This is a genomic window from Alteromonas macleodii, from assembly GCF_903772925.1.
GTDB lineage: Bacteria > Pseudomonadota > Gammaproteobacteria > Enterobacterales > Alteromonadaceae > Alteromonas > Alteromonas macleodii_A.
The window spans coordinates 4,190,492-4,214,467 of record NZ_LR812090.1; the positions used below are offsets into that span (position 1 = coordinate 4,190,492).

The 23,976-nt window shown below is 45.1% G+C and carries 23 protein-coding genes; 13 read left to right on the top strand and 10 right to left on the bottom strand.

Going from position 1 to position 23,976, the window contains the following annotated elements:
- Positions 1-566: 566 nt before the first annotated feature.
- Positions 567-1,793, top strand: a complete 1,227-nt coding sequence (locus PCAR9_RS17910; RefSeq protein WP_179984772.1) for an EAL and HDOD domain-containing protein — start codon at positions 567-569, stop codon at positions 1,791-1,793.
- 154 nt (positions 1,794-1,947) lie between these two features.
- Positions 1,948-3,183: an EAL and HDOD domain-containing protein gene (locus PCAR9_RS17915; protein ID WP_179984773.1), complete on the top strand. Its 1,236-nt coding sequence runs from the start codon at positions 1,948-1,950 to the stop codon at positions 3,181-3,183.
- Between the two features lie 83 nt (positions 3,184-3,266).
- Here the strand turns inward: PCAR9_RS17915 and ftsX are convergent, their stop codons facing one another.
- The 3 genes from ftsX to ftsY are packed head-to-tail and all read right to left on the bottom strand — an operon-like array spanning position 3,267 to position 6,609.
- Complete coding sequence (gene ftsX, locus PCAR9_RS17920; protein ID WP_179984774.1) at positions 3,267-4,247, bottom strand: permease-like cell division protein FtsX; 981 nt, start codon at positions 4,245-4,247, stop codon at positions 3,267-3,269.
- On the bottom strand, positions 4,244-4,957 hold the full coding sequence (ftsE, locus tag PCAR9_RS17925; RefSeq protein ID WP_179984775.1) for a cell division ATP-binding protein FtsE: 714 nt from the start codon (positions 4,955-4,957) through the stop codon (positions 4,244-4,246). Before ftsE ends, ftsX begins: the two co-directional genes overlap by 4 nt.
- 26 nt (positions 4,958-4,983) lie before the next feature.
- A complete protein-coding gene (ftsY, locus tag PCAR9_RS17930; protein WP_179984776.1) occupies positions 4,984-6,609 on the bottom strand; it encodes a signal recognition particle-docking protein FtsY in 1,626 nt (541 codons plus the stop codon).
- Between the two features lie 66 nt (positions 6,610-6,675).
- On the opposite strand from ftsY, the gene rsmD reads away from it, so the two are divergent.
- A complete protein-coding gene (gene rsmD / locus PCAR9_RS17935) occupies positions 6,676-7,362 on the top strand; it encodes a 16S rRNA (guanine(966)-N(2))-methyltransferase RsmD (protein WP_179984777.1) in 687 nt (228 codons plus the stop codon).
- A gap of 68 nt (positions 7,363-7,430) precedes the next feature.
- Here rsmD and PCAR9_RS17940 read toward each other — a convergent pair whose 3' ends face one another.
- Entirely contained in the window at positions 7,431-8,009 is a 579-nt protein-coding gene (locus PCAR9_RS17940) for a YjaG family protein (protein ID WP_179984778.1), read from the bottom strand.
- The gene (locus tag PCAR9_RS17945; RefSeq protein WP_118491750.1) at positions 8,010-8,612 is read right to left on the bottom strand and encodes a YhgN family NAAT transporter; all 603 of its coding nucleotides are present in this window, start codon (positions 8,610-8,612) and stop codon (positions 8,010-8,012) included.
- 496 nt (positions 8,613-9,108) lie between these two features.
- Here PCAR9_RS17945 and PCAR9_RS17950 point away from each other — a divergent pair, with 496 nt between their 5' ends.
- Entirely contained in the window at positions 9,109-9,291 is a 183-nt protein-coding gene (locus PCAR9_RS17950; protein ID WP_118491748.1) for a helix-turn-helix domain-containing protein, read from the top strand.
- Positions 9,292-9,337: 46 nt separating this feature from the next.
- Here PCAR9_RS17950 and pepB read toward each other — a convergent pair whose 3' ends face one another.
- The gene (gene pepB / locus PCAR9_RS17955; protein ID WP_179984779.1) at positions 9,338-10,621 is read right to left on the bottom strand and encodes an aminopeptidase PepB; all 1,284 of its coding nucleotides are present in this window, start codon (positions 10,619-10,621) and stop codon (positions 9,338-9,340) included.
- Positions 10,622-10,812: 191 nt separating this feature from the next.
- On the opposite strand from pepB, the gene sfsA reads away from it, so the two are divergent.
- From sfsA to panC, 7 genes are all read left to right on the top strand, one after another.
- Positions 10,813-11,529 (top strand): DNA/RNA nuclease SfsA, encoded by a 717-nt coding sequence (gene sfsA, locus PCAR9_RS17960; protein WP_179984780.1) that lies wholly within the window; start codon positions 10,813-10,815, stop codon positions 11,527-11,529.
- A gap of 240 nt (positions 11,530-11,769) precedes the next feature.
- On the top strand, positions 11,770-12,219 hold the full coding sequence (dksA, locus tag PCAR9_RS17965; RefSeq protein ID WP_012519849.1) for an RNA polymerase-binding protein DksA: 450 nt from the start codon (positions 11,770-11,772) through the stop codon (positions 12,217-12,219).
- Between the two features lie 73 nt (positions 12,220-12,292).
- Positions 12,293-13,216, top strand: coding sequence for a tRNA glutamyl-Q(34) synthetase GluQRS (gene gluQRS / locus PCAR9_RS17970; RefSeq protein ID WP_179984781.1), 924 nt, complete (start codon positions 12,293-12,295; stop codon positions 13,214-13,216).
- A 98-nt stretch (positions 13,217-13,314) separates the two neighbouring features.
- Positions 13,315-14,637, top strand: coding sequence for a polynucleotide adenylyltransferase PcnB (pcnB, locus tag PCAR9_RS17975; RefSeq protein WP_179984782.1), 1,323 nt, complete (start codon positions 13,315-13,317; stop codon positions 14,635-14,637).
- Positions 14,630-15,145 (top strand): 2-amino-4-hydroxy-6-hydroxymethyldihydropteridine diphosphokinase, encoded by a 516-nt coding sequence (folK, locus tag PCAR9_RS17980; protein WP_179984783.1) that lies wholly within the window; start codon positions 14,630-14,632, stop codon positions 15,143-15,145. The genes pcnB and folK overlap by 8 nt, the downstream gene beginning before the upstream one ends.
- A gap of 41 nt (positions 15,146-15,186) precedes the next feature.
- The gene (gene panB, locus PCAR9_RS17985; RefSeq protein ID WP_014980494.1) at positions 15,187-15,981 is read left to right on the top strand and encodes a 3-methyl-2-oxobutanoate hydroxymethyltransferase; all 795 of its coding nucleotides are present in this window, start codon (positions 15,187-15,189) and stop codon (positions 15,979-15,981) included.
- An 11-nt stretch (positions 15,982-15,992) separates the two neighbouring features.
- Positions 15,993-16,844: a pantoate--beta-alanine ligase gene (gene panC / locus PCAR9_RS17990; protein ID WP_179984784.1), complete on the top strand. Its 852-nt coding sequence runs from the start codon at positions 15,993-15,995 to the stop codon at positions 16,842-16,844.
- A 168-nt stretch (positions 16,845-17,012) separates the two neighbouring features.
- Here the strand turns inward: panC and panP are convergent, their stop codons facing one another.
- A complete protein-coding gene (gene panP / locus PCAR9_RS17995; RefSeq protein ID WP_179984785.1) occupies positions 17,013-18,647 on the bottom strand; it encodes a pyridoxal-dependent aspartate 1-decarboxylase PanP in 1,635 nt (544 codons plus the stop codon).
- Positions 18,648-19,207: 560 nt separating this feature from the next.
- Here panP and PCAR9_RS18000 point away from each other — a divergent pair.
- A complete protein-coding gene (locus tag PCAR9_RS18000; RefSeq protein ID WP_179984786.1) occupies positions 19,208-19,939 on the top strand; it encodes an EAL domain-containing protein in 732 nt (243 codons plus the stop codon).
- 118 nt (positions 19,940-20,057) lie between these two features.
- On the opposite strand, the gene trmB is transcribed toward PCAR9_RS18000, so the two are convergent.
- The 3 genes from trmB to PCAR9_RS18015 are packed head-to-tail and all read right to left on the bottom strand — an operon-like array spanning position 20,058 to position 22,509.
- Positions 20,058-20,735, bottom strand: coding sequence for a tRNA (guanine(46)-N(7))-methyltransferase TrmB (trmB, locus tag PCAR9_RS18005; RefSeq protein ID WP_179984787.1), 678 nt, complete (start codon positions 20,733-20,735; stop codon positions 20,058-20,060).
- On the bottom strand, positions 20,735-21,550 hold the full coding sequence (locus tag PCAR9_RS18010; protein ID WP_179984788.1) for an ABC transporter permease: 816 nt from the start codon (positions 21,548-21,550) through the stop codon (positions 20,735-20,737). The genes trmB and PCAR9_RS18010 overlap by 1 nt, the downstream gene beginning before the upstream one ends.
- Before the next feature lie 26 nt (positions 21,551-21,576).
- Positions 21,577-22,509: an ABC transporter ATP-binding protein gene (locus PCAR9_RS18015; protein WP_179984789.1), complete on the bottom strand. Its 933-nt coding sequence runs from the start codon at positions 22,507-22,509 to the stop codon at positions 21,577-21,579.
- 732 nt (positions 22,510-23,241) lie between these two features.
- Here PCAR9_RS18015 and pdsR point away from each other — a divergent pair.
- Complete coding sequence (gene pdsR, locus PCAR9_RS18020; protein WP_179984790.1) at positions 23,242-23,931, top strand: proteobacterial dedicated sortase system response regulator; 690 nt, start codon at positions 23,242-23,244, stop codon at positions 23,929-23,931.
- Positions 23,932-23,976: the final 45 nt, after the last annotated feature.

Genomic DNA, 23,976 nt, shown 5'->3' on the forward strand with positions numbered 1-23,976 from the left:
CAATATCAAGACCTAGAATAAGAAAAAAAGTTCAACTTTAAGAAAGAACTATTCATTTAGCGCTCTTTCAGCCAAAACCTCTCACCATTCCTTATGAGCGCAAGCTCTTTTAACTTCATACTCCACTAACGCCACATCCGTTCAATGATTGGCCTGCATTTAGTGGTAGTCGGGTAGGTCATCTAACCACAACGACATTGTACTTTAATTACATAGCAAGAATTAAAAGCTAATCTCACTGGTATGAATTCTAACGTTTATACGCTACCTACATCGGCGATAACGTAAATATTAGCAATCAGCTTTCTTAGCGTTCTTTTAAACGCTTGCTGTAGTGCCATACCTTGATTAGCTGTAGTGCCATACCTTGATTAGCTGTAGTGCCATACCTTGATTATATGAGCATTTTAAACCTTGCTTTTCTCTTCGGAAATTGAAAATATTAGATTGTATTAATCGATTTTGCACTACGACCGCTGCATGGCATTTTCCAGACAACAACAATAAAAAACTGGAAGGGAAATACTTAAGGAAGGAGTAAGGCAAGTAAAGCAAAGAGGAACTTAATGTTTGCTTACGTCGCTAGACAACCCATATTTGATGTAAATCGAGAGGTTTACGCTTACGAACTGCTTTTTCGCGTGGGCGAGGAAAATTGCTTTCCAGATATCCCTCCCGATGAAGCTACCTCGAAAATTCTCACTTCTACTCACTTAAGCTTAGGCATTGAAGAAATTACCGGTGACAAAAAAGCGTTCATCAATTTTCATCGAGATACGCTAATGTTTCGCTTTCCCACGTCGTTAGATGCTGACAAAGTTGTAATCGAAATCGTCGAAACGGTAGAGGTAGATGACGCCTTAGTTGCAGCGTGTAAACATATCCGAGGATTGGGTTACCCGATTGCGCTAGATGATTATGACATGAAGGGAAAATGGGAAGCCTTCATTCCATTCACCAGTGTGGTGAAAATTGATATCACCGAAATTTCTCACGATAAAATCCCCGCCTTGGTAGCGCGTTTCAAAGCAAACAGAATCAAACTAGTGGCCGAAAAGATTGAAACCTATGAAGAATTCCATAAGTTCAAAGAAATGGGGTTTGATTATTTTCAAGGCTATTTTCTTGCTAAGCCGGAAATCGTTAGGCATAGGAAGTTGGGGCCAAGCAGCTTAACTATGATGGAGCTGCTCACCTTAAGCAGCCAACCTAAGCTTAATTTCGATGACGTGAATAAGATTATTGAAAGAGATCCATCGCTTACCTACCTGCTGCTGCGCTTTATCAATAACCCGATGGTAAATAAGCGCCATAAGATAACGTCACTTAAGCATGCGCTAACCTTTATGGGTGAAGTAGAAGTGAAGAAATTTATATCTTTACTCGCTCTTGCCAACTTAAGCGATGGTCAACCCACCGAATTGATGCAGATGGCACTGGTTCGTGCGAAATTTTGTGAGTTAGTGTTTACCCAACTCGAGACGTCTGACAATACGCTGAAAGGCTTCCTTACTGGACTATTGTCTTTGCTTGACGCCATGATGGAGCAACGTATTGATGATCTGGTAAGCAAGGTACCAATCAGTGATGATGTTAAGGGCGCGCTTTGCGGTACTCCCGGTATGCTGCGTAATTGCTTGACGCTTGTTCAATATTTTGAACGAGCTAAGTGGGCTGGAGTTAAGCAATTTGCGACAAAATATGAAATGAAACAAAGCCAATTACACAGCTACTACAATGAAGCAATAAAGTGGGCAAAACACATTCATAACGCGGCATTGAAAGATGATTAACCAGCTTAATAAAAGAATGGTTTTTTAAAATAATCATTGATTTGTTGTTAGATTATACCTACATATCATAGACTAGGGTGTGGGATTAATTTTTTCTAAGCCCATTTGATACCAACAAAAACCTCGTCAAACCATGTTGCCTCAGGATTAGTTTATGTTTGCGTTCATAGCTCGCCAGCCTATTTTAGACAAAAGCAAAAACGTATTTGCCTATGAACTCTTGTTCAGGGATGGTAAGTCTGGCGCATACCCAGAACACAGCGACCAAAAAGCTAAGTATATTTCTGAACATTTTCATCCGCTAGGGCTTGACGATATAAGCGGTGAGAAAACATCCTTTATCACATTCTCATCTGATACCATTATTTCGCGCTTTCCAACTTCGCTCAATCCAGAGTCGGTCGTTGTTGAACTTGCCGACCCTACCGATAACGCGAACGGTCTGTATGAAGCTTGTCAGCACATCAAACAGCTTGGCTTTAAGCTCGCCATCGACGACCCTATGATGGTAGGCGCAACCCATGATGTCTTCCCTCTTATCGACATAGTAAAAGTAGACGTCACTAAAACTCGCTTTGAAACCATCGAAAAGCACATCCCCCGCTATCATGATGCTAACGTGAAACTTGTTGCTGAGCAGGTTGATACCCAAGATAACTTCGCTACTTGTGTAGACTTAGGCTTCGACTTCTTCCAAGGCTATTTCTTTTCACAGCCTGAAGCGCGCATACTTAAGCAGCTTCCAGCCTCTAAAATGAATATCGTAGATTTGATGGGAGAGAGTTCAAGTACTAGCTTTGATGTTGAGCGCATTAGCCAAATTATTGAACGCGACGCCACGCTTAGTTTCTTATTGCTAAAGTTTATTAATAACCCAACCATCAATAAGCGTTACAAAATTACTTCGTTGAAGCATGCCCTAAATTACATGGGTGAAGTTGAAATTAAGAAATTCATCGCGTTATTAAGTTTGACTAATTTAGGCGATGAAAAGCCCTTAGAAATCATTCATATGTCACTCGTACGCGCCAAGTTTTTTGATTTACTGGCCGAGCGCAGGGGCATTAAAAATAACCCGCCGATATCTTTCTTAGTTGGGCTATTTTCGTTACTTGAAGGTTTACTCGACCAGTCTATGACTGACATTGTTAAACAGCTTCCGCTGTCTGAAGAGGTGAACGACGCCTTGTTGGGCAAAAACCTAGAAATGAACAACTACATGACGTTAGTTCGCGCCTTTGAGAGTGCTCTTTGGATGAACGTGATCAAGCAAGCAAAGTTGCTGAACATTGATCAAAAGCAACTACATATGCTGTACAACCAAGCTATTACGTGGGGCAACGGTGTACGCAGTGCTATTTCTGCACACTACCCGCGCGCTACTGCTTAACTATTAAAGATGCAAGGCGTTAGCCATTAGCTAGTTAGCACATACTGGTAAGCACAATAGCTAGAGATTTAATTTCATCACGTTTATTTGGGCTCAATCTCTTTGACGTGACGTTGCACTGAGATAAGGGAACCGAGCAAGCCTAATAGTACTGAAAGCCCTAGCATGGTTAGCAACGCTGAACCGGTCAGCCCAGTAATATTAAAATCTTTCTGATACATGGCAGCAAATGTGGTTATGCTGCTATCCATCCACCACAAAATAATAATTACGGCAAACCACGCCATTAATCCGCCTAGTAAGCCATACCAAAAACCCGTGTATAAAAAAGGGCGGTGAATAAACGCATCGGTAGCTCCCACCAGCTTCATTACTACAATTTCATCGTATTTGTTGAGTATGTTCAGTCGGATAGTGTTACCAATAATGAGCACCACAGCGATAAACAAGAGCAACCCAATTAAAGTAACTAAGTCTCTTGCGATATCAATAACTGCGTACAAGCGCTCTAACCACTCAATATCGAGCTTGCCAATGTCTACTTCTCGCTGCTGGCGCAGCTTGTCTAACAGCGCTTTAGCAGCAGTAGGTGATGCATGTTTTTCACCAGGCGTAACCAGTACAACATCCGGCAGCGGATTTTTCTCCAGATACGCGATAGCATCGCCTAACCCAGATAAGTGCTGAAATTCCTTAAGTGCGTCATCGGCAGGAATGTAAACCACACTGTCTATTTCCGACCAGGTATTCAGTCTGGCGACTAGCTGTTGTGAGCTTGCAGCATTGATATTAGGCTTTAGAAAAAGAGAAATTTCTGATGCCTGGTCCCAGCCCGCGGTAATTTTCTCAGTGTTTTTTACCATGATATAAAGGGTGCTTGGCAAGGTTATGCTCAAACCCAGTACGCCAATTGTCATTAACGAGGCTAAGGGCTGTCGCCAAAGCTCACCAAGGCTAGACAAGGCTTGTCGCACATGGCTAACAAAGAACATGACGATAGTTTGTACCATGCCCACTTTTGCTGCAGATGCGCCTTGGGCGCGACCTTTAAATAAAATACTCAAGACCACTCTCCTTCGCCATTACCTGAACCTGTGCCACCCATATCGTCGGTTAGGCCATCAGTAATCATTTGCCCGTTTTTAAGAGTGAGCGTGCGATAGCGCATACGAGCAATTAACCCTAAGTCGTGAGTCGCAATCAGCACGGATACTCCCGCTTGGTTAAAATCTTCGAACAAGCGGATAATTTCCATTGAAAGTTTAGGGTCGAGGTTACCGGTTGGCTCATCGGCTAGCAGTAAAGGAGGTTTATTTACCACTGCTCGCGCGATACCCACCCGTTGTTGCTCACCTCCAGATAACGTAATGGGCAAGCAGCGGGCTTTGTCTCTAAGCCCTACCATTTCGAGGGCGGCATCTACACGTTTGCGAATTTCTTTGTGCGTATACCCTTCAATTACTAGCGGCAAAGCGACGTTGTCAAAAACTGATTTATCCATTAACAGCTGATGACTTTGAAAGATCATACCAATATCGCGGCGAATGTAGGCAATATCTCGACGGGTAATGGTGTTAAGGTCGTGACCATTAATAAGAACGCGCCCTACTGTAGGGCGCTCCATTAGGCTGATAAGTTTAAGTAGTGTACTTTTTCCTGCACCCGAGTGCCCTGTTAAAAAGGCCATTTCACCCGGGGCAATATGAAAATTCACCTTACTAAGCGCACGTTGCCCGCCTGGATAGGTTTTGCTTACCTGCTCAAACTTTATCATTATTTTTCCCTACCGCTTTGCTGGTTTTAGCTTTCAGGTGTGTCCATTTCGCTAAACAAGGCGTCAATAAATTCTTGGCCGTCGAACTGGCGTAAATCGTCGATACTTTCGCCAACACCTATATACCTTATAGGAATTTTAAACTTATCGGCAATAGAGAATATAACACCGCCTTTTGCTGTACCGTCTAATTTGGTAAGGGTGATACCCGTTAAGCCCACGGCTTCGTTAAACAACTTAGCTTGGCTAATAGCGTTTTGCCCGGTACCAGCGTCTAATGTAAGCATCACTTCGTGAGGCGCATTGGGGTTGATCTTCTTCATAACGCGAACCACTTTCTTTAGCTCTTCCATCAAGTTGTTCTTGTTCTGCAAACGCCCTGCGGTGTCAGCAATAAGAATATCAGTGCCGCGCGATTTGGCCGCTTCTAGAGCATCATAAAGTACCGATGCACTGTCAGCACCAGTATGTTGCGCGATAACGGGAATGTCGTTGCGCTCGCCCCATACTTGAAGCTGTTCAACGGCAGCAGCTCTAAAAGTATCACCGGCGGCAAGCATTACTTTCTTACCTTCTTGCTGAAACTGCTTAGCAAGTTTACCAATAGTGGTGGTTTTACCAACACCGTTAACACCTACCATCAAAATAACAAATGGGCCTTCACTTGAATCGTGCGCTTTCATAACCTTCGAAAGCGGCTGGTTAACTTCAGACAGCATACCCGACATTTGTTGCTTCATGATTTCCAGTAAAGCTTCCGCGTCTTTCAAATCTTTACGAGAAGCACTGTCAGTCAAATGGTCAATAATTTTCTGTGTGGTATCCATACCTACGTCAGCTACTAAAAGCTGCGTTTCAAGATCTTCGTACAGCTCGTCGTCAATGGTTTTGCCTTTAAATAGGCTAACGATACCGCTGCCTAAATTCTCTTTTGTGCGAGATAGGCTGGCTTTTAAGCGTGCAAATAGCGACTTTTTCTCTTTCGGCTTTTCTTCCGCTTGAGCTTTAGCCTGTGCTTCGGCTTCTGCCTTTGCGCGAGCCTCCTCTTCCGCTTGGGCTTTAGCCTGTGCTTCAGCTTCTGCCTTTAAGCGAGCCTCTTCTTCCGCTTGGGCTTTAGCCTGAGCTTCGGCTTCCGCCTTTGCGCGAGCCTCTTCTTCGGCTTGCGCTTTAGCCTGTGCTTCGGCTTCCGCCTTTGCGCGAGCTTCTTCTTCCGCTTGGGCTTTCGCCTGTGCTTCGGCTTCTGCTTTTAAGCGAGCTTCTTCTTCCGCTTGCGCTTTAGCCTGTGCTTCAGCTTCTGCCTTTGCGCGGGCCTCTTCTTCCGCTTTAGCCTTCGCCTGTGCTTCAGCTTCTGCCTTTGCGCGAGCTTCTTCTTCCGCTTGGGCTTTCGCCTGTGCTTCAGCTTCTGCCTTTACGCGAGCCTCTTCTTCCGCTTGCGCTTTCGCCTGTGCTTCAGCTTCCGCCTTTGCGCGAGCTTCTTCTTCCGCTTTAGCCTTCGCCTGTGCTTCAGCTTCTGCCTTTGCGCGAGCCTCTTCTTCCGCTTGCGCTTTAGCCTGTGCTTCGGCTTCTGCCTTTAAGCGAGCTTCTTCTTCCGCTTGGGCTTTTTGTTTCTCTGCTTTCTTGTTCTTACTGAACCAGCCAAAAAGTTTCGACATCGTTAGGACAAATCCTTATAAATTCTTAGCAATTTCGGCTACACTTGCCGCCTAATGTATGAACGCATGATACCATTGTCGGCCACTATGAAGCGAGTTTCTCGCCCCACTCGGGCACCATCTTCTGCAAAAAAACCTCATTCACCAAAAAATGGTAGAGCCCACCGTGCAAATAGCACTGGGCAGATACGTATTATTGGTGGTCAATGGCGCGGTAGGAAGCTACCTGTATTAAACGCAGAAGGGTTAAGGCCTACTACCGACAGAAATAAAGAGACCTTATTTAACTGGCTAATGCCTTATGTTAACGACGCACGCTGTCTAGATGTATTTGCGGGCTCGGGTGGACTGGGTTTAGAAGCATTATCGCGCTATGCGGCACATTGCGATTTTATTGAATTAGATAATCAGGCTGTGTCACAGCTAGAAAGTAACCTTTCTTTACTTAAAGTAAATGAGGTTGCATCAGCCAACGTCTACCAAGGTAATGCGCTAAACATATTGAAGGGGCTAAACGCTTCAACGCCTACCGAATTACCTTACGATGTAGTATTTGTTGACCCGCCGTTCGGCAAAGATTTGGTAGCACCTGCGCTTATATCGCTTGCAGAGAATAACCTAGTGCAAAGCGGCAGTGTAGTTTACTTAGAGCATGAGAGTGCACTCACAACACCTTCTTTACCTACCCACTGGCAAGTTATTAAAGAAAAACACACCAGCGCACTGCGCTACATGTTAATAGAAGTGAGCTAACTAAAACGTACGTGCGCTTAGCGTAGCGCAAAGCCGTGAACCTACCTAGAGTGCACGGCCTAGCTACTTTAAAGTTCAAGACCTATATTTGAGATACCCGCTTCCAGCGCGAGAGCTTTCATTTCGTCTGCTGCCTTTGCAGGGTACTTAGCCTGCTCAACGTAATCGAGCAGTTCGTTTTGTACCTCTACTTCAAATTCCATAAGTGGATGAGCTTTCACGGTCTCATCATCAGCTTCTTCGCTTTCTAATAAATAAGCTTCAACGCTACCTTGAGATAGTTTGCTGATTACCACAGCACCTTGGGGGTCGTCACCGGCTATTAGATTAAGTAGGCCAGCTAATCCGATAGCTGCATCAATAGCAGGGTACACGCCATAGTTATCGTGTTCGCTGGTATCCGGGGTGGCAACTTCCACTTTTTCAAGCTGCACTGCGATATTAAATTTACTTTTAGGAGACTTAAGTGTTTCCCAGACCAAGTTTAAGCAGTTGCGTAAGGCATTCGCATCACCACTTTCTGTCAGCTCACAAAAAAGCGTGTAGTTAGGCAGCATACGCTCCAGTAACGCAGCGCCGAATGCAACGGATTTCCAGCCTTCCAAGGCGCGAACACGCCCAAAGGTATTAAGTTTTTGCTTTGCCATTTAAAGGGCTCCAGTGGCATGCATGAAATATTTGGTAACGCCATCTAACAACATTTGGATAGCGATCATAACGAGGATCATACCCATTAATCGCTCCATCGCAACTAGGCCGCGCTCCCCTAAAATTTTATGAAACACGTTTGAAAATAATAAGATGACGGCGCTAATCGACCAGGAAGCAGCAAGCGCTAGTGACCAATCCACCATTCTATCCGGTGCTTGATTAGCAAGGAGTATTAACGCCGCTAAGGTTGAGGGGCCTGCGATCATAGGGATAGCAAGAGGCACCAAGAAAGGCTCTTCACCCACTGCAAGTCCACTTGGATTGCCGGACGACGGAAATATCATCTTAAGCGCGATAAGAAATAGAATGATACCACCGGCAATACTTACAGTTTCTTGCTCTACATTCAAAAAGTTAAGAACCGACTGACCGCTGAACAGAAATAAGAATAAAATACCAAGCGCAAACAATAGTTCTCGTATAAGAATAAATTGACGTCTTTTAGGCTCAATGGATTTAAGCACCGACATAAAAACCGGCAGATTACCGAGCGGATCCATGATCAAGAAAAGCATGACGGCAGCGGACCAGGTATCCATTTTTTATTGTCTCCGATTGAGAGCGTAAGCCCAATTTAAGCGTGAATCGTAAAGTATAACTCAATATTCATGCAGATAGATGGTTATGGCGCGCAATGGTAAACCAAGCAGAGTGAGTAAAAAACACCTTTTAACACTCGACTGCTGCTCTTTATATCTATCTAACTCCGATTTTTAAGCAAAAAGCGCGTGCCCATCATTAGCGATCATTAAAAGAATCGGTAAAAAAGACTCGAAAAATAACAAAAATGGGCTTAACTAAAACAATAGGAAGCAGTATGCAACAGGCGTAGCAACGATAACCTTATCTAGCCTTTGGTTTATGCAATGCGTAAATAGGCACGCTCACCATAGCTGGATGTTTAGTATTTTATTCGCCTTTTAGGTAATGTCTTGTACAAAGCGCTTCTGATGTAATGACAAGATCACACAGCCTTGACCGAAGTAGAGGCTTGGTTAAAACCTAACAAAAACAACCACAATAGGAAAAATTGTAATGAGTTTGATGACGGTAAAAGAAGTGGCGGCATTTCTGGGTGTGCAAGAAGTACGCGTAGAGCGTCTAGAGCGCGAAAGCCTTTTAGTATCAAAAGACAAAGATACCGACGGTAACCCACTTTTTGATAGCGGTGACGTTGAGCGTTATAAGAAACTAGCTGAACGCTTGGGCGGGATCTAGTTAACGAAAAGGGGCGACACTCTGTGAAGCCCCCTCTGTTTTTTATTTATGCAGTGAAATCTTTCAGCATTCTGGCAATTGAACGAATGCCTTTTGCTGTTGCACCTACTGGCATTTCAGCGGTTGCACCACCGTGATAGGCCGCAGCCAAATCTAAATGCACCCAGCCTTCTGCTTTAACAAAGCGCGATAAGAAGCCAGCAGCGTTTGACGCACCGCCACCACCGCCACCTTTCATCGGGCGGCTGTTCGCCGTGTCAGCAAACGCTGAAGGGCAACGGTCTGCGTGAAAGTCTTCAAGGGGTAATGGCCAAAAGCGTTCATTCTCTGCTTTTGCGGCTTTAAGCATTTGATCGCGTGCATTATCATCTAGCGAGAATACACCATGATAATCAGAGCCCAAGGCAACCATTGCCGCACCCGTTAACGTTGCTGCGTCGATAATAAGCGGTGCGCCAGTTTCCGTTGCGGCCATCAAACCATCAGCCAGTACTAAACGCCCTTCTGCATCAGTGTTAACAACTTCAACGGTTACCCCATTTTTGTAGGTAAGTACATCGCCCAGTTTATAAGCGTGACCACTTATCAGGTTTTCCGCACAGCACAATATTAGCTGGATACGCTTTTCGCTGCCTTGAGAAATAGATAAGCCTAGCGCGCCAGTTACCGTTGCCGCGCCCCCCATGTCACACTTCATATCTAACATACCTTCGCTAGATTTAATGCTGTAACCGCCGCTGTCGAAGGTAATTCCTTTCCCTACTAGCACAGCATCGACCGGGGCATCTTCGTTGCCTGTGGGATTGTAATCAAGGACTAGCATTGCAGGCGGGCGTTCACTACCACGACCTACGTTATAAATACCTATCCAGCCTTGCTCTTTAAGGTCTTCACCTACTGTCATTGAGTAAGAGACTTTGTCTCCACCCAGCGATTTAAGCCACTGCGCAGCACGTGTCGCGAGGGTTTCAGGGCTAAGGTCTTCAGGAGTTTCGTTTACCAGCTGACGAGTAAATAATAATGCCGCATACTCCTGCTCTAGCGCAGCTTTGTCAGCCGTATCCGCCCATTGGATAGAGGCAGGCTTAAGAGCACGTGTAAAGCTAAGTGCAAAGGCCCACTGCTGCTCTTTATGCCAATCACCCTTAAGCGCAACGGCAGGCAACCCTAGACCATCTAACTTTCTCGCTGCTTGCTGAATTAATCGCTCGTTAAGCTTGTCATCAGGTAGGTGAATAACTGCGCCTGTTTCAGTGAAAGAAAGCTTAGCGCTTTCGCCCCATACAGCTTCAGCACTATTGGTTGAAAGGCTTACGGTAAATTCTGCCATCGCGTTTTATTCCTTATACATCGTTATGTTTTCGATAAGCGCTTTTTGCGCTTGCTCAAATCTTTGTTACTCTCTTTTGCCTGCATACCGCGAACATATTGTGCGTTCCCTATAAACCCTATGCCATAGCACACGAGTACCAGCAGGGAACGTCTCCGCGGTGAACCTAATTTTTATAAAAAAGGCGATACATGAAGTTTTCACCTTCGTTATTACGCGGCACCTTGATTAAAAGGTACAAGCGATTTCTTGCCGACGTTGAGCTAGACGACGGTTCAATCGTTACTGCTCATTGTCCAAATACTGGCGCAATGACCGGCTGCGCTGAACCGGGATATACGGTTTTTTTAAGTGAGTCGACGAACCCAAAGCGAAAGCTCAAGTATACATGGGAACTTGCCCAAACGTTTGATGGTCACTTCATCGGTATTAACACACACAATGCTAATAAGCTGGTGGCAGAAGCACTAGATAACAAGGTGCTAGGTGAATTTTCCGATATCGGCGGTTGGAAAGCAGAAGTAACACCACCAACTGCCAACAGCCGATTCGACTTCGCGTTAACCAGGGAAAACGCGCAGCGTCATAAACTTACAGAATACATGGAAGTAAAATCCGTCACTTTAGCGGAAAATGATAAAGGCTACTTTCCCGATGCGGTAACCCAGCGAGGTGCAAAACACTGCTTGGAACTGGCTCGCCTAGCGCAAGGCGGTATAAAGACCAGCTTGTTGTTCTGTGTGCAACATACCGCTATTGAAAGTGTTCAAGTTGCAAAGCATATTGATCCAACTTATGCCGAAAGCGTACAGATTGCCGCTAATGCAGGCGTAACTGTGCTTGCCGCAGACTGTATAATTGATGAACAAAAAATCCTATTAAATCAATCACTCCCTGTGATTTTATAAAAAATAGGTTGATTTTTTTCATTTCGCCTTCATATTTGCGCCTTGTTTTAGTGGGAGAACGCACTAATGCGTTTGCTGGTAGCCAGTCGTATAAATGATTAAACATCTGGCAAATGTTAGAAACAACACACCAGCATAATAATTACATAGACACGATCGATTGCCTGAAGCTGTCGAGTCTGATATAGATATCGGTCCAATCAGGACAAGATGGATGTCGTAGTGTAGGAGATGTGGCAGATGCCAACAGGAAAAGAAACAAAATCCCTAGGACTATTAGCGCTGGCAGGTTTGCAGCCGTATGAGCCAAAAGCTGACGAAGAGTACATGGGCGAGCCCCAACTTGAGCACTTTCGTCTATTGCTTAAAGCGTGGCGCAATCAACTTCGTGAAGAGGTTGACCGTACGGTAACGCACATGAAGGATGAAGCAGCAAACTTCCCTGATCCTGTAGACCGTGCAGCTCAAGAAGAAGAGTTCAGCCTTGAGTTACGTACACGTGACCGTGAGCGTAAGCTAATAAAGAAAATTGAAAAAACGCTTAAGCGCATTGAAGAAGACGATTTCGGCTTCTGCGATTCTTGTGGTATCGAAATTGGTATCCGTCGCTTAGAAGCGCGTCCTACAGCTGATTTGTGTATCGACTGTAAGACCATGGCTGAAATCAAAGAAAAACAACTTCAAGGTTAAGCTAATAACCGCGTGTATGTTGATATAGAAAGCCTCATCCCAAAAAGATGGGGCTTTTTGTTAAACCTTAATTATGCATAACCACTATGTAGGGCGCTTTGCTCCCTCACCCTCCGGCCAATTACATTTCGGTTCACTCGTTACTGCTGTTGCCAGCTACCTAGACGCGAAAAGCCACAACGGCACGTGGTTGCTTCGCATGGAAGACATCGACGAACCACGCTGCATAGCAGGCGTCGACAAGGACATCCTTACCACACTAGAAGCCCATGGTTTGTATTGGGATGGCGATGTCATTTACCAAAGTCAGCAACATCCTCGTTATCAAGAACTTCTCGATGACTTACTTACACAAGAAAAAGCCTATTTTTGCACCTGTACACGTAAGCAAATTAAAGCTATGGGCGGTATCTATAACGGCAATTGTCGGGGCAAGACAGTGTGTTCAGCCACCCAAGACTGTGCACTGCGCCTAAAAGTAGATACGCCACTTGAAGCTTTTGAAGATGTGCTCATGGGTAAGTTTACGCCTTCTAGTTCAAACGCCAGCTTAAACGCCGAAGATGTAGTACTTAAACGACGTGACGGTTTGTTTTCTTACAATCTAGTTGTTATTTTGGACGATGTATTTCAGCAAGTTAACTGTGTAATCAGAGGGTGCGACCTTATTGATGTAACGCCATTGCAGCGCGCGGTGTATAAAACACTCGGTTACACCGCCCCTCAATACGGGCATGTGCCGGTAGCGGCTGTCGCGCCAGGCAGAAAACTGAGTAAACAAAACCGAGCAGCCCCCGTTAACAACGATACAGCGCTAAATAATATTGTGCGTGTAATGGACTTTTTAGGCTTTTCCTTTCCAAATGCATCAGAATTTGATGATATTGATGCAGCGCTTAAAGCGGCTATTTCGATGTGGGATAGGAAAAAAGTAGTGAAAACACCCGAAATTATTGTTCCACAGCATGAATCCACTTATTATAGCGAACCTTTATAGTCTGCGGAGATACCATCATCATTCATCGTGTTTTTAAATCTGTTAAGCGCGCTTTTTCAAAAGAGAGCTCGTCCTCTGACGCTTTGAAGCCAAGGACAATGACCCGTGGAGAACACGGTATTTCTCGTGAAGATGTAAGCGCAAATGCATTGAAAGTAATGTATCGCCTTAATGGAGCTGGCTTCGAATCCTATTTGGTCGGAGGCTGTGTACGCGATATTTTGATGGGGCACGAACCAAAAGACTTCGATGTGGTGACTAACGCTACACCTGAACAGATTAAAGGTTTATTCAGAAACTGCCGCCTGATAGGCAGGCGCTTTCGCTTAGCTCATATTGTTTTTGGTCGAGAAATTATTGAAGTTGCCACATTTCGTGGTCACCACCAAGAGTCCGACGAAGACGAAAACTTGCCGAAGGGCAAAGCTATTGCAAAGCGTGACGCACATGGTCAGTTAGTCCGCGATAACGTATTTGGCTCTATCGAAGAAGATGCTGAGCGCCGTGATTTTACCTTCAACGCCATGTATTACAGCGTGGCCGACTTTACGGTAAAAGACTTCGCTAACGGCTTAGCCGCCATAGAAAAGCGTGAAGTTGAGCTAATTGGCGACCCAGAAACACGCTACCGTGAAGACCCGGTGCGAATGCTACGCGCGGTACGTTTTGCCGTTAAACTTGGCATGAGCATCGAAGAGAAAACCGCGGCACCGATGAAATCTCTGGCGAATCTTCTCCAGAACATACCACCAGCACGTTTGTTTGAAGAAACCCTTAAATTGTTTTTATCGGGTAAAGGGGAAGAAACCTTCTTGATGCTGCACGAATACGGTTTAATTGAGCCTTTATTCCCTCAGCTTACGCCATTTTTAAAAGATGAAAACAGCCGCGAAATGCAGTTTGTGCGCCGCGTACTTGCCAATACCGATGAACGCATTAACAACGATCAGCGTGTGACACCCGCTTTCCTTTATGCAGCACTACTATGGTATCCGGTTGAAGAGCAGTCTCAACGCTTGCAAAGCGAGTCTGGCTTAAACGCACACGATGCATTTAACATTGCATCAGGCGAAGTTATTGCCCGTCAGACGCAACGCATTATGATCCCTAAGCGTTTCTCTACCGTGGTACGTGACATCTGGATTTTACAGCAGCGTCTTCCTAAACGCTTTGGTCGTCGCGCGTTTCAATTGCTTACTCACCCGAAATTCAGAGCTGGCTATGACTTTTTATTGGCTCGAGGCCAAATAGAAGGCGGCGATTTGCTTGAGCTAGCTCAGTGGTGGACGCACTTCCAGCACGCTGACAATGGTAAACAAAAAGGTATGCTTAACGCGCTTCGCAAAAGCGAGGGTGGCGGAAAAGGTGCACCGCGAAAACGCAAGCGTAAACCCGCAGCGAAACGAGGTCCAGATGCATAAAGAGCATGTTTACATTGGCGTAGGTAGCAACCTTGGTAATAGCCAGGAAAAAGCGCAGCGTGCGTTTGATGCCATTAGCCAATTAGAAGATACTCGCGTACTTAAAACCTCTTCGCTTTATTCCAGTAAGCCGATGGGGCCGCAAGACCAACCTGACTATATTAATGCAGTATGCTTAATAGAAACGTCGCTTAAACCTCACGGACTGTTAAAACAACTTCAGCGGATAGAGCTAGAAGAAGGTCGCGAGCGTAAGGGTGAACGCTGGGGCCCGCGCACGCTAGACTTAGATATATTGCTATACGGCAGTGAAACTATCGATACTGCAGATTTGATTATTCCTCACTACGGTATGGCAGAGCGTGAGTTCGTTATGGTCCCCTTGTTTGAAATTGCCCCTAATATGGTAATGCACGACGGTAAGCCTATTTCAGCGTGGGTTGCTAACTGCTCGCTAGACGGACTTAGTCGCCTGCGAGACTTCCAATTAGCGACAAAATCCGTATAGTTCGCCACACGATATCAACAAATATCAATCCGAGACATGTCATGAAGAAAGTAACAGTATCTGGCTTGCTTAAGAAAAAGCAGGCCGGGGAAAAGATCACCTCTTTAACCGCTTACGACGCCAGCTTCGCCAAAATGTTCGACGAACAAGGCGTGGACGCCCTGCTTATCGGCGACTCTTTAGGCATGGTTCTTCAAGGTGAAGACGACACCCTACCGGTAACTATCGACGATATTGCTTATCACACAAAAAGTGTACGACGTGGTACTGAGCGCGCTTTCGTTTTAGCTGATATGCCATTCATGTCTTACGCTACACCAGAGCAGACCTATACTAATGCAGCAAAGCTAATGGCTGCCGGTGCTAGCATGGTAAAGATGGAAGGCGGAAGCTGGTTATGCGACACCATTAAAGGCTTAAACCTTCGCGGCGTGCCCGTGTGCGGGCATCTAGGCTTAACACCCCAGTCAGTTCACGTATTCGGTGGATTTAAAGTACAAGGTCGTGAAGCAAGCCAAGCAGAAAAGCTGCTTAGCGAAGCAAAAGCATTAGAAGAAGCCGGTATTCAGCTACTAGTACTTGAGTGCGTACCTTCATCATTAGGAAAAGCAGTCAGCGAAGCCTTAACTATACCAGTAATAGGCATAGGCGCAGGTAAAGATACCGACGGCCAAATTCTAGTAATGCACGATATGTTTGGTATCAGCGCCAACTACATGCCCAAGTTCTCCAAGAACTACCTTGTAGAAACCGGTGATATGCGTAAAGCAGTGTCAAAATACATTGAAGATGTGCAAAGTGGTGCGTTTCCTTCTGCTGAACACAGCTTCGAATAACGGGGTAAAATATGAAGGTGCTTGATAGTATTTCAGCATTGCGCGACACCGTAAATACGTGGCGTCGAAATGGTGAAACCGTAGGCTTTGTTCCCACGATGGGCAACCTGCACGACGGTCATCTTAAACTAGTCAAAAAAGCAAAAGCACACAACGATAAAGTGGTGGTAAGCATTTTTGTAAACCCCATGCAGTTTGGTGCGAATGAAGATTTAGATGCCTACCCACGTACCATAGAAGAAGATAAAGCTAAGCTTATTTCTGTGGGTGCTGATGCTGTATTTTTGCCTAGCGTCGCTGAGATGTACCCAGCAGGACTAGACGCGCAAACCTTTGTTGAAGTGCCTGGTATATCAGACTCTCACTGTGGCGCCAGTCGTCCAGGACATTTTCGCGGTGTGGCAACCGTGGTTACTAAGCTGTTTAACATGGTACAGCCAGACGATGCTTTCTTTGGCGAGAAAGATTTCCAGCAGCTACAAGTGATCCGCGCTTTAGCGCGCGACTTGTCAATGGCGGTAAAAGTTCATGGCGTACCTACCGAGCGCGAGGCGTCAGGTCTGGCAATGAGCTCTAGAAATGGGTACTTGACTGAGTCTGAAAAAGCCACAGCAAGCGCTATTTTTGAAGAGATGCAGCGTATTAAAGCGAGCATCGAAAATGGTAATACTAACTTTGCTGAGCTTGAAAATATTATGGTTGCTAACCTTGAAGCGAAAGGCTTTAAGAAAGACTACTGCCAGGTAGTTAACGCAGCTACGTTTGAAGCGGCTAGCGATAGCGACAAAGAGCTAGTATTACTAGTTGCTATGTTTATGGGTAAAACCCGTTTAATCGACAACATGCAAATTACACGACGTTAAGCGAAAGCCAGTTATAAACGAAAAAACGCCCGATGCAACACTCTTAAACAGAGCCAGCACCGGGCGTTTTTGTTTGTTCGTTTTGAAACGTTAGCTTTTTCGTTAGCCTAGAAACTACTCGAATTTAAAAAGCTAACATCTTAGAGGCTAGCACTTAAGATGCTTCACCTAAGAAGCTAGAGTTTCTGTTTCGCTAACAAACTCCATAAGGTCCTTCCACGCTTGTGTTTCTTTCGCAATAAGATGCTGCTCAGCCAAAATAGCGGCCAAATCATTATGGCTCGTTAACGGGTTGGCTAACACCACCCGAAATACGGTAATACACTGAGACGGGTAATCTGGCGCTTCTAAACGAGTACGAGATACGAATGACTTACCAGCTTCACGCTGTTGCTTTTGTACTGCGACAACAAGCGCGTCAACTTTCTGGTTAATCGCATTGCGCGTTTGGGCGTTAGCGTGCTTTAACTTTTCTTGTACCTCTTCAGGGCACACTCGATACGTTAATAGCGATAACGTTGGCGTAGTAGTTAATTCAAAGTCACTCGCCTTATCTATCATTTGTGAAAAGTCTTTGGCTTTATCGATACTGCGATCAATAAGGAGTTCGTAACCTTTGCGACCAAATATATGCAGCGCCGAGTACACCATCATAGCCATACCGTTACGGGAGCCCTCTAGCGTGGTAGCGCCTAAATCTTTAGAGCCTGCACGCAGTATATACTGAGCATGGTGTCTAACCGCGTTGGCATTTTGTGGGTCTTTAAAAAGTGCCATGCCCGCGCCCATCGGCACGTACATTTGCTTGTGGGCATCAATGGTGACTGAGTCTGCACGCTCAATACCCTTTAATCGGTCGCGATAACGCGCTGAAAATAGGGTAGCGCCGCCCCAAGCTGCGTCTACGTGGAACCAGCAGCCCAGCTCTTTTGCAACGTCAGCAAGTTCATCCAGCGGGTCGACGTGACCGGTCTCAGTGGTACCGCCCACACCAACGATAGCAAGAAGCTTATTCCCCTCTTCTTGATAACGTTTACCAATGCGAAGGGCTTTCGCTGGATCTAAGGTTTGTTTCGGCGCAGCTACCGTTAACAGCTGCTCGCGACCTAAACCTAGTACGTCTACTGCTTTTGATAATGAGTAGTGGCCGCGTTTACTGCACATCACCCCTAAGTTATTAATATCGTAGTGACGATAAGCAGCGGCGAGACCAGCTTTAGCTACGCCTGAAAAGCCTTTTTGTGGGCCGAGCAATTTATTACGAGCTACCCACAAAGCAGTGATATTAGCGATAGTACCGCCTGAACAGAATGCGCCTAATGAGTGAGCTGCACTATGCAAGTGCTCATCATAAAAACCTTGAGGCTGGTCGTAGACAAGGTTGTGCATCATACCCAGCACTTGACGTTCTAGGGGCGTAAACGCTTTAGAGGTCTCTATTTTAACTAGGTTCTGGTTAAGCCCTACCATTAGCTTAGAAAGCGGTAGATGGAAATAAGGCAGCGCAGAGGTCATGTGACCAATAAAAGTAGGCGAGTAAGTATTTACAGAGTGCGCAACGAGCTTATCAAGTAAGCTTTCAGCGTGAGTGGACACAAACTCAGGTGACTCAGGCACTTTGGAGTCTGAAAAATCTTTTTCAATTTCTTCTAACGACGTTTTTTTTGTCACTACATGCTGTGACAAAAAATCTAAGATATTGTCAGATAAATGCTGCTCTATTTGAGCCAGCTTTGAGTCTTTGTGTTCAGGTTTGGTAAAGACCCTAAACAGGTGCTCTAAACTAACTTGCGCTTCACCCACTCAACACACCTCATACTTTAAACAATCACACATTTCGCTTACATTTATTGGGCGAAATAAACAGGCGGTTTTGTAGGATACCGGCCTGACACTTACTTTTCCTTTTAGCCATTTAGCATGCTTCTTAAACAGCAGCTATTTAACCCCTATACCTCGTTGCTACATAAAAACGAGATATCGGCTAGGCTAATGCGCGTTGACGCGGTCCATTCGTTGCCAAACCTGAAACTTATCACAATACTTTCAGGGTGTGGCACTTTACATCAGTTTGCAATGCTCGCCAAGAGGTAGAGACCGCCAATTCACTGTCTTATGTGAAACATTCAGACTAGTTAGTCAATTTTCATGGACATGACGGACACACTATACCTTTAGCTGCCTAGTGATGTGACCTGCAAGGATAAACCATACTTCTTTCAAATTAGTACCGCAAAATTTTGCACTCTCAACTATATTTAATTTATGAATAGTGCGGATGTGCAGTCTGCTATAGCTGTTAAGTGCAGGTGTCAGCGACGTATCAGTCACTATTAGATACATTATTGCAAGGAGGTCGGTTTATGCCCATACGCGAAATATCCGAGGATTTCTCCATAGAAGATATTGTCCCCTACTTTCAACCCATCGTTGACTTAAATAGCCAAGGAGTGTGGCGATACGAATGCTTGGCACGCCTAATTACGCGAGGGGATAAAACATTTCTGCCCAGCGAATTTCTTTATCTTATCGAACGTGACCAGCATGTAAATTCACTTGCAGCAAGTATGTTCGTGCAATGTGCGAGTTACTTTCACGATGTGAATATTCCTTGGAATATTAATATTAGTGCCAAAGATTTATATAACCAGGAGCTCACCAACACACTTATAACCCATTTAGCGAGTTACCCTGCGCCCGAGCGAGTGAGCATTGAAGTTAGTGCGTCTACAGCACTGTCCAACCCTAAAAACTTAACCGCCTTTATAGAAAAAAGTATGCATGCCGGGCTTGGCGTTTTCATTGACAATGTAGGCTCTTGCCCTGGAAATATCCGGGCTTTGATGAACCTGCCAGTTCGAGGCATAAAGCTAGCAGGCGGGCTAATCAAACATTACGATGAACAAGAGGCGGTAAGAGAGTATGTGGACTATTTATTGTCGCTGTGTGAACGACATAGCGTAAGCACGATAGCTGAACACGTTGAAGATGAAGCGCATTTAGAACGCGTAAAGCGCCTGCCCATTCGCTATGCACAGGGCTATGTATTCAGCCCGCCTTTAGCGAACGTGCGCTCTGCCACAGCACGGCATTAATAGGCTAGCCATTTGGCATTTTAGAAGAAGAAGGGCAAACGAAAAAGGGCGAGGTATTAAAGTAAGCTCCCCGCCCTTTTATTCAAAGTAAGCTGCCGCTCAGATATTCAAAGCCTTATTAACTTTCTTCGCTGCGACAATTTAGCTTCCAACAGGACTGTCCACTACCTCGGTACTTTCGTTCAAACGGCGTCATGTGATTGTCGCCGGTGACTTCAGATAAGTCTGACACCATGCCGTAGTGTTTAGCCGCTTGCGCAAATTCCATTAGGTAGATAAGCCAGTTGCTTCGCACCTCTATGTTAGGGGTGATCGCCATCAAATCCACCATGGCCGCGCTGCCGTGCCAACGCTTTTGAACTTGGGTCTTTTTGGGGTACGGGTTAGGGTAAAGCAAAAAGTGCTGCGTCACCTTCCAATTAGACTGTTTTACCAAGCGCCAAAAGTCATTCACATCAGCACGGATCACCCGATAGTTGTCCTGCTGCGCGCTGTAATGCTCATGCTTGTCGACCCGCAGGGCCGATTTATCAATGCCGATAACACGGGCATCGGGGTTAGCTCGTGCTATGTTGGCCGTACTTTCGCCTACACCACAGCAAGAGTCTAAAATAACCTCTCCATTGAAGCCATTATCGGCATCAAGCCAGGCACTTACTTCATCAAAGGCGGCTTGCGTATGCTCGCTAATCGGTCGCTTGTTTTCACTGACTTGGTACTTTTTTACTAAGTCGTCTAACTTATCGTGAATACCCACCTGCGAGGTGGTGATTTCTCTAGAGTTACCGCTTGCCATTAGCTACGAATACCTTGACCGGTTTTAAGTAAGTAGTACGCCACGCTAAACAGCAACGCGTTGAAGCCCACTAACAAAGTCAGCGACAGTGTCACGTTTACGTCAGATACACCTAAGAAGCCGTATCGAAACCCGTTCACCATATATACAACAGGGTTCGCTTTACTCACCCATTGCCAGAATTCAGGCAATAGCGTAAGTGAATAAAACACGCCGCCTAGATAAGTTAACGGCGTTAAAACAAACGTTGGCACCACGCTGATATCATCAAAGGTTTTGGCAAACACTGCGTTAATCAGGCCTGCTGTAGCAAACAACGTAGAGGTGAGCAATAACGTCAGCGCAATAATGCCTAAATTATGTATTTGTACGTCAACGAAAAATAGCGACACCAAGGTAACGATTATTCCTATGAGAATAGCGCGTGCTACACCGCCGCCCACATAGCCAAGAATGATGACCGAGGTGGGTACAGGCGATACCAATAGCTCTTCGATATTACGCTGGAACTTTGCGCTAAAAAATGAAGACGACACATTGGCGTAAGAGTTTGTGATCACCGACATCATAATGAGACCCGGTACAATAAACTCCATGTAGGTAAAGCCCCCCATTTCGCCAATACGGTTACCGATAAGGCTACCGAATATAACGAAATAAAGGCTCATTGTAATAGCAGGTGGCACTAGGGTTTGTACCCATATGCGCAAAAAGCGCGTGCATTCTTTTATCCAAATCGTGGTTAGCGCTACATAGTTTTGTTTAAACCAACCCACGTTTTCTTCTGTGTTCATTTGTGTACTTTCAGTTTTCATGTTCTTAACCTTTACCTGCTATGGGTTTAGCTAGCTTGTTTCGCTGATTCAACTAAACGCACAAACAATTCTTCCAGGCGATTTGATTTGTTGCGCATACTCATTACTTGAACGCCCTTTTCACTGAGTTGCGTGAAAACTGGGTTTAGTCCTTCGGTCTTCTCTACATCAACTTCAAGGGTGTGGTCGTCAATCAAGCGGTGCTCGAAACCGGTTAGCAAGTTGTCTGTGGTCGATACGCCATTTGCGGCTTTAATATCTAACACAAAGGTTTCTACATTAAGCTTAGACAGCAGCGCCTTCATGCTGGTGTTCTCTACAATGGTGCCCTTGTTAATAATGGCGATATTGCGGCACAGCATCTCTGCTTCTTCAAGGTAGTGGGTGGTGAGGATAATGGTAATACCCTGACGATTTATTTCTTCTAAAAAGCCCCACATAGAGCGGCGAATTTCAATATCTACGCCTGCAGTTGGTTCATCTAGAATAAGTAGCTTTGGTTCATGCATTAACGCACGAGCAATCATTAAGCGGCGTTTCATACCACCTGATAACTCGCGGGCGCGGGCATCGCGCTTTTCCCATAGATCCAGTTGAGCAAGGTATTTTTTAGCGCGTTCTTTCGCAACACTACGCGGTACGCCATAGTACCCAGCTTGGTTAAGCACAATTTGTAGTACGGTCTCAAACTGGTTGAAGTTGAACTCTTGTGGTACCAGACCAATGCAGGCTTTAGCTTGTTCTTTTTGCGTTGTGAGATCATAACCAAACACCGAAACGCTACCGTTAGTTTGATTAACAAGTGAGCTTATAATGCCAATGGTGGTAGATTTACCCGCCCCATTAGGGCCAAGTAATGCAAAGAAGTCTCCTTCTTGTACTGTAAGGTCGACGCCTTTTAGTGCCTGTACGCCACCTTTGTAGGTTTTGGTTAACCCTTTAATGTCCAACGCTTTCATGATTTGCCCGTAGTGAGAGTGTGACTACTAAGACATACTGACCTTTGATAAAAGCTAAAGGTCAGTACGCCCTAACCAACTTTAGTGAGATGTAGTTATCTGTCGCTAACAATATATAGCCAACGAAGTGTAACCTAGTTCATGCTATTAAATGAATACACTCGCGTTTAGTGGTTGCTTTAAACAGTTAGAAAATGAGTGCGAAAAGACCTTTTTTCAACCCTAATAAAAAAGCGCTGCGTACCGTTGGGAGAGCACGCAACGCAAAGGGTAGCTATAAGCCAATAGAAATATTTACGTAGAAGTTCAGCCTTACCGCTTCCACGGTACTGTTTGCCACTCTCTTGAGAATAAAAGAGACGTCAACAGCACAGTCTGCTTTAACCACATTGCAATTGCTAAAACAGACTAGGTATAGAAGCCTTTTTTGAAGCGATGCGCACTGTGTTCGACAGACGATATTTATTTAACACGGTACAAATGGCAGAAAAGGCGCCTAATTGTGGAAATGTAATGATGGTTTAATACCAGTCCATACAGACAGTACAATAGAACGCTAAGCCAGATAGAAACTCGCGTTGTAGAATGCTCTATTAATAAAAATTTCGCTCAACGCTTCTCAAATATGGCGCAAATGAGGCAAGTTTGAGGATTTTATGTCGAACTTAGGCAATAGCTTTTGTTCATAGGTATAGTGTGCGTTCTATTAGAATTATAATTGTGGGTTAATGTATGCCAAAGACAATTGCATTAGTGGAAGATGATGCGGCCATTCGCGAAAACTACATTATGGCGCTTAAAGCGCAGGGCTATAGCGTAAATGCCTATGAAGACAGACCATCTGCGGCCGAAGCGTTTAACCACACCCTACCCGACTTAGCCATTATTGATATTGGTTTGAAAGATGAAATAGAAGGTGGCTTTATGCTGTGCCAGCAACTGCGAGGTCTTTCTCAAACCCTTCCCATTATCTTTTTTACTGCGCGGGATAACGATGTCGATACTATTAGTGGCCTTAGAATGGGCGCGGATGATTACCTAACTAAAGATATCAGCATGGCCCATCTGCTAGCCCGAATTGCCGCACTGTTTAGACGTACTGATTTACTTGCTGCCCCCACAGAGCAAAAAGATGAACTAAAAGTAGGTGACTTGAAAGTAGACGTATCGAGAATGACGGTAAGCTGGCAAAACCAACCTGTTTTACTGACGGTAACAGAGTTCTGGATGCTGCACGCACTCATCAAGCGACCAGGTCATGTAAAAAGCCGTCAACAGCTTATGGATGAGTCGAGAATGGTAGTAGACGACACCACCATTACGTCTCACATAAAACGTATGCGCAAGAAATTTGTGCAGCTTGACGCAAACTTTGATCATATCGATACCGTGTACGGTATGGGGTATCGCTGGCAGCTTTAAAGTACGTAGGTTTAACGCTGTGTATCATCAGTAAAAAATAGAGGC

Bases quoted from the DNA above. Each gene is read 5' to 3' on its own strand.
- ftsE (WP_179984775.1), bottom strand. From the start codon at position 4,957: ATGATAAAGTTTGAGCAGGTAAGCAAAACCTATCCAGGCGGGCAACGT.
- gluQRS (WP_179984781.1), top strand. From the start codon at position 12,293: ATGCATAACCACTATGTAGGGCGCTTTGCTCCCTCACCCTCCGGCCAA.
- panB (WP_014980494.1), top strand. From the start codon at position 15,187: ATGAAGAAAGTAACAGTATCTGGCTTGCTTAAGAAAAAGCAGGCCGGG.
- dksA (WP_012519849.1), top strand. From the start codon at position 11,770: ATGCCAACAGGAAAAGAAACAAAATCCCTAGGACTATTAGCGCTGGCA.
- PCAR9_RS18000 (WP_179984786.1), top strand. From the start codon at position 19,208: ATGCCCATACGCGAAATATCCGAGGATTTCTCCATAGAAGATATTGTC.
- panC (WP_179984784.1), top strand. From the start codon at position 15,993: ATGAAGGTGCTTGATAGTATTTCAGCATTGCGCGACACCGTAAATACG.
- PCAR9_RS17950 (WP_118491748.1), top strand. From the start codon at position 9,109: ATGAGTTTGATGACGGTAAAAGAAGTGGCGGCATTTCTGGGTGTGCAA.
- PCAR9_RS17915 (WP_179984773.1), top strand. From the start codon at position 1,948: ATGTTTGCGTTCATAGCTCGCCAGCCTATTTTAGACAAAAGCAAAAAC.
- folK (WP_179984783.1), top strand. From the start codon at position 14,630: ATGCATAAAGAGCATGTTTACATTGGCGTAGGTAGCAACCTTGGTAAT.
- PCAR9_RS17910 (WP_179984772.1), top strand. From the start codon at position 567: ATGTTTGCTTACGTCGCTAGACAACCCATATTTGATGTAAATCGAGAG.
- PCAR9_RS18010 (WP_179984788.1), bottom strand. From the start codon at position 21,550: ATGAAAACTGAAAGTACACAAATGAACACAGAAGAAAACGTGGGTTGG.
- PCAR9_RS18015 (WP_179984789.1), bottom strand. From the start codon at position 22,509: ATGAAAGCGTTGGACATTAAAGGGTTAACCAAAACCTACAAAGGTGGC.
- PCAR9_RS17940 (WP_179984778.1), bottom strand. From the start codon at position 8,009: ATGGCAAAGCAAAAACTTAATACCTTTGGGCGTGTTCGCGCCTTGGAA.
- pcnB (WP_179984782.1), top strand. From the start codon at position 13,315: ATGACCCGTGGAGAACACGGTATTTCTCGTGAAGATGTAAGCGCAAAT.
- pdsR (WP_179984790.1), top strand. From the start codon at position 23,242: ATGCCAAAGACAATTGCATTAGTGGAAGATGATGCGGCCATTCGCGAA.
- trmB (WP_179984787.1), bottom strand. From the start codon at position 20,735: ATGGCAAGCGGTAACTCTAGAGAAATCACCACCTCGCAGGTGGGTATT.
- PCAR9_RS17945 (WP_118491750.1), bottom strand. From the start codon at position 8,612: ATGGATACCTGGTCCGCTGCCGTCATGCTTTTCTTGATCATGGATCCG.
- sfsA (WP_179984780.1), top strand. From the start codon at position 10,813: ATGAAGTTTTCACCTTCGTTATTACGCGGCACCTTGATTAAAAGGTAC.
- pepB (WP_179984779.1), bottom strand. From the start codon at position 10,621: ATGGCAGAATTTACCGTAAGCCTTTCAACCAATAGTGCTGAAGCTGTA.
- rsmD (WP_179984777.1), top strand. From the start codon at position 6,676: ATGATACCATTGTCGGCCACTATGAAGCGAGTTTCTCGCCCCACTCGG.
- ftsY (WP_179984776.1), bottom strand. From the start codon at position 6,609: ATGTCGAAACTTTTTGGCTGGTTCAGTAAGAACAAGAAAGCAGAGAAA.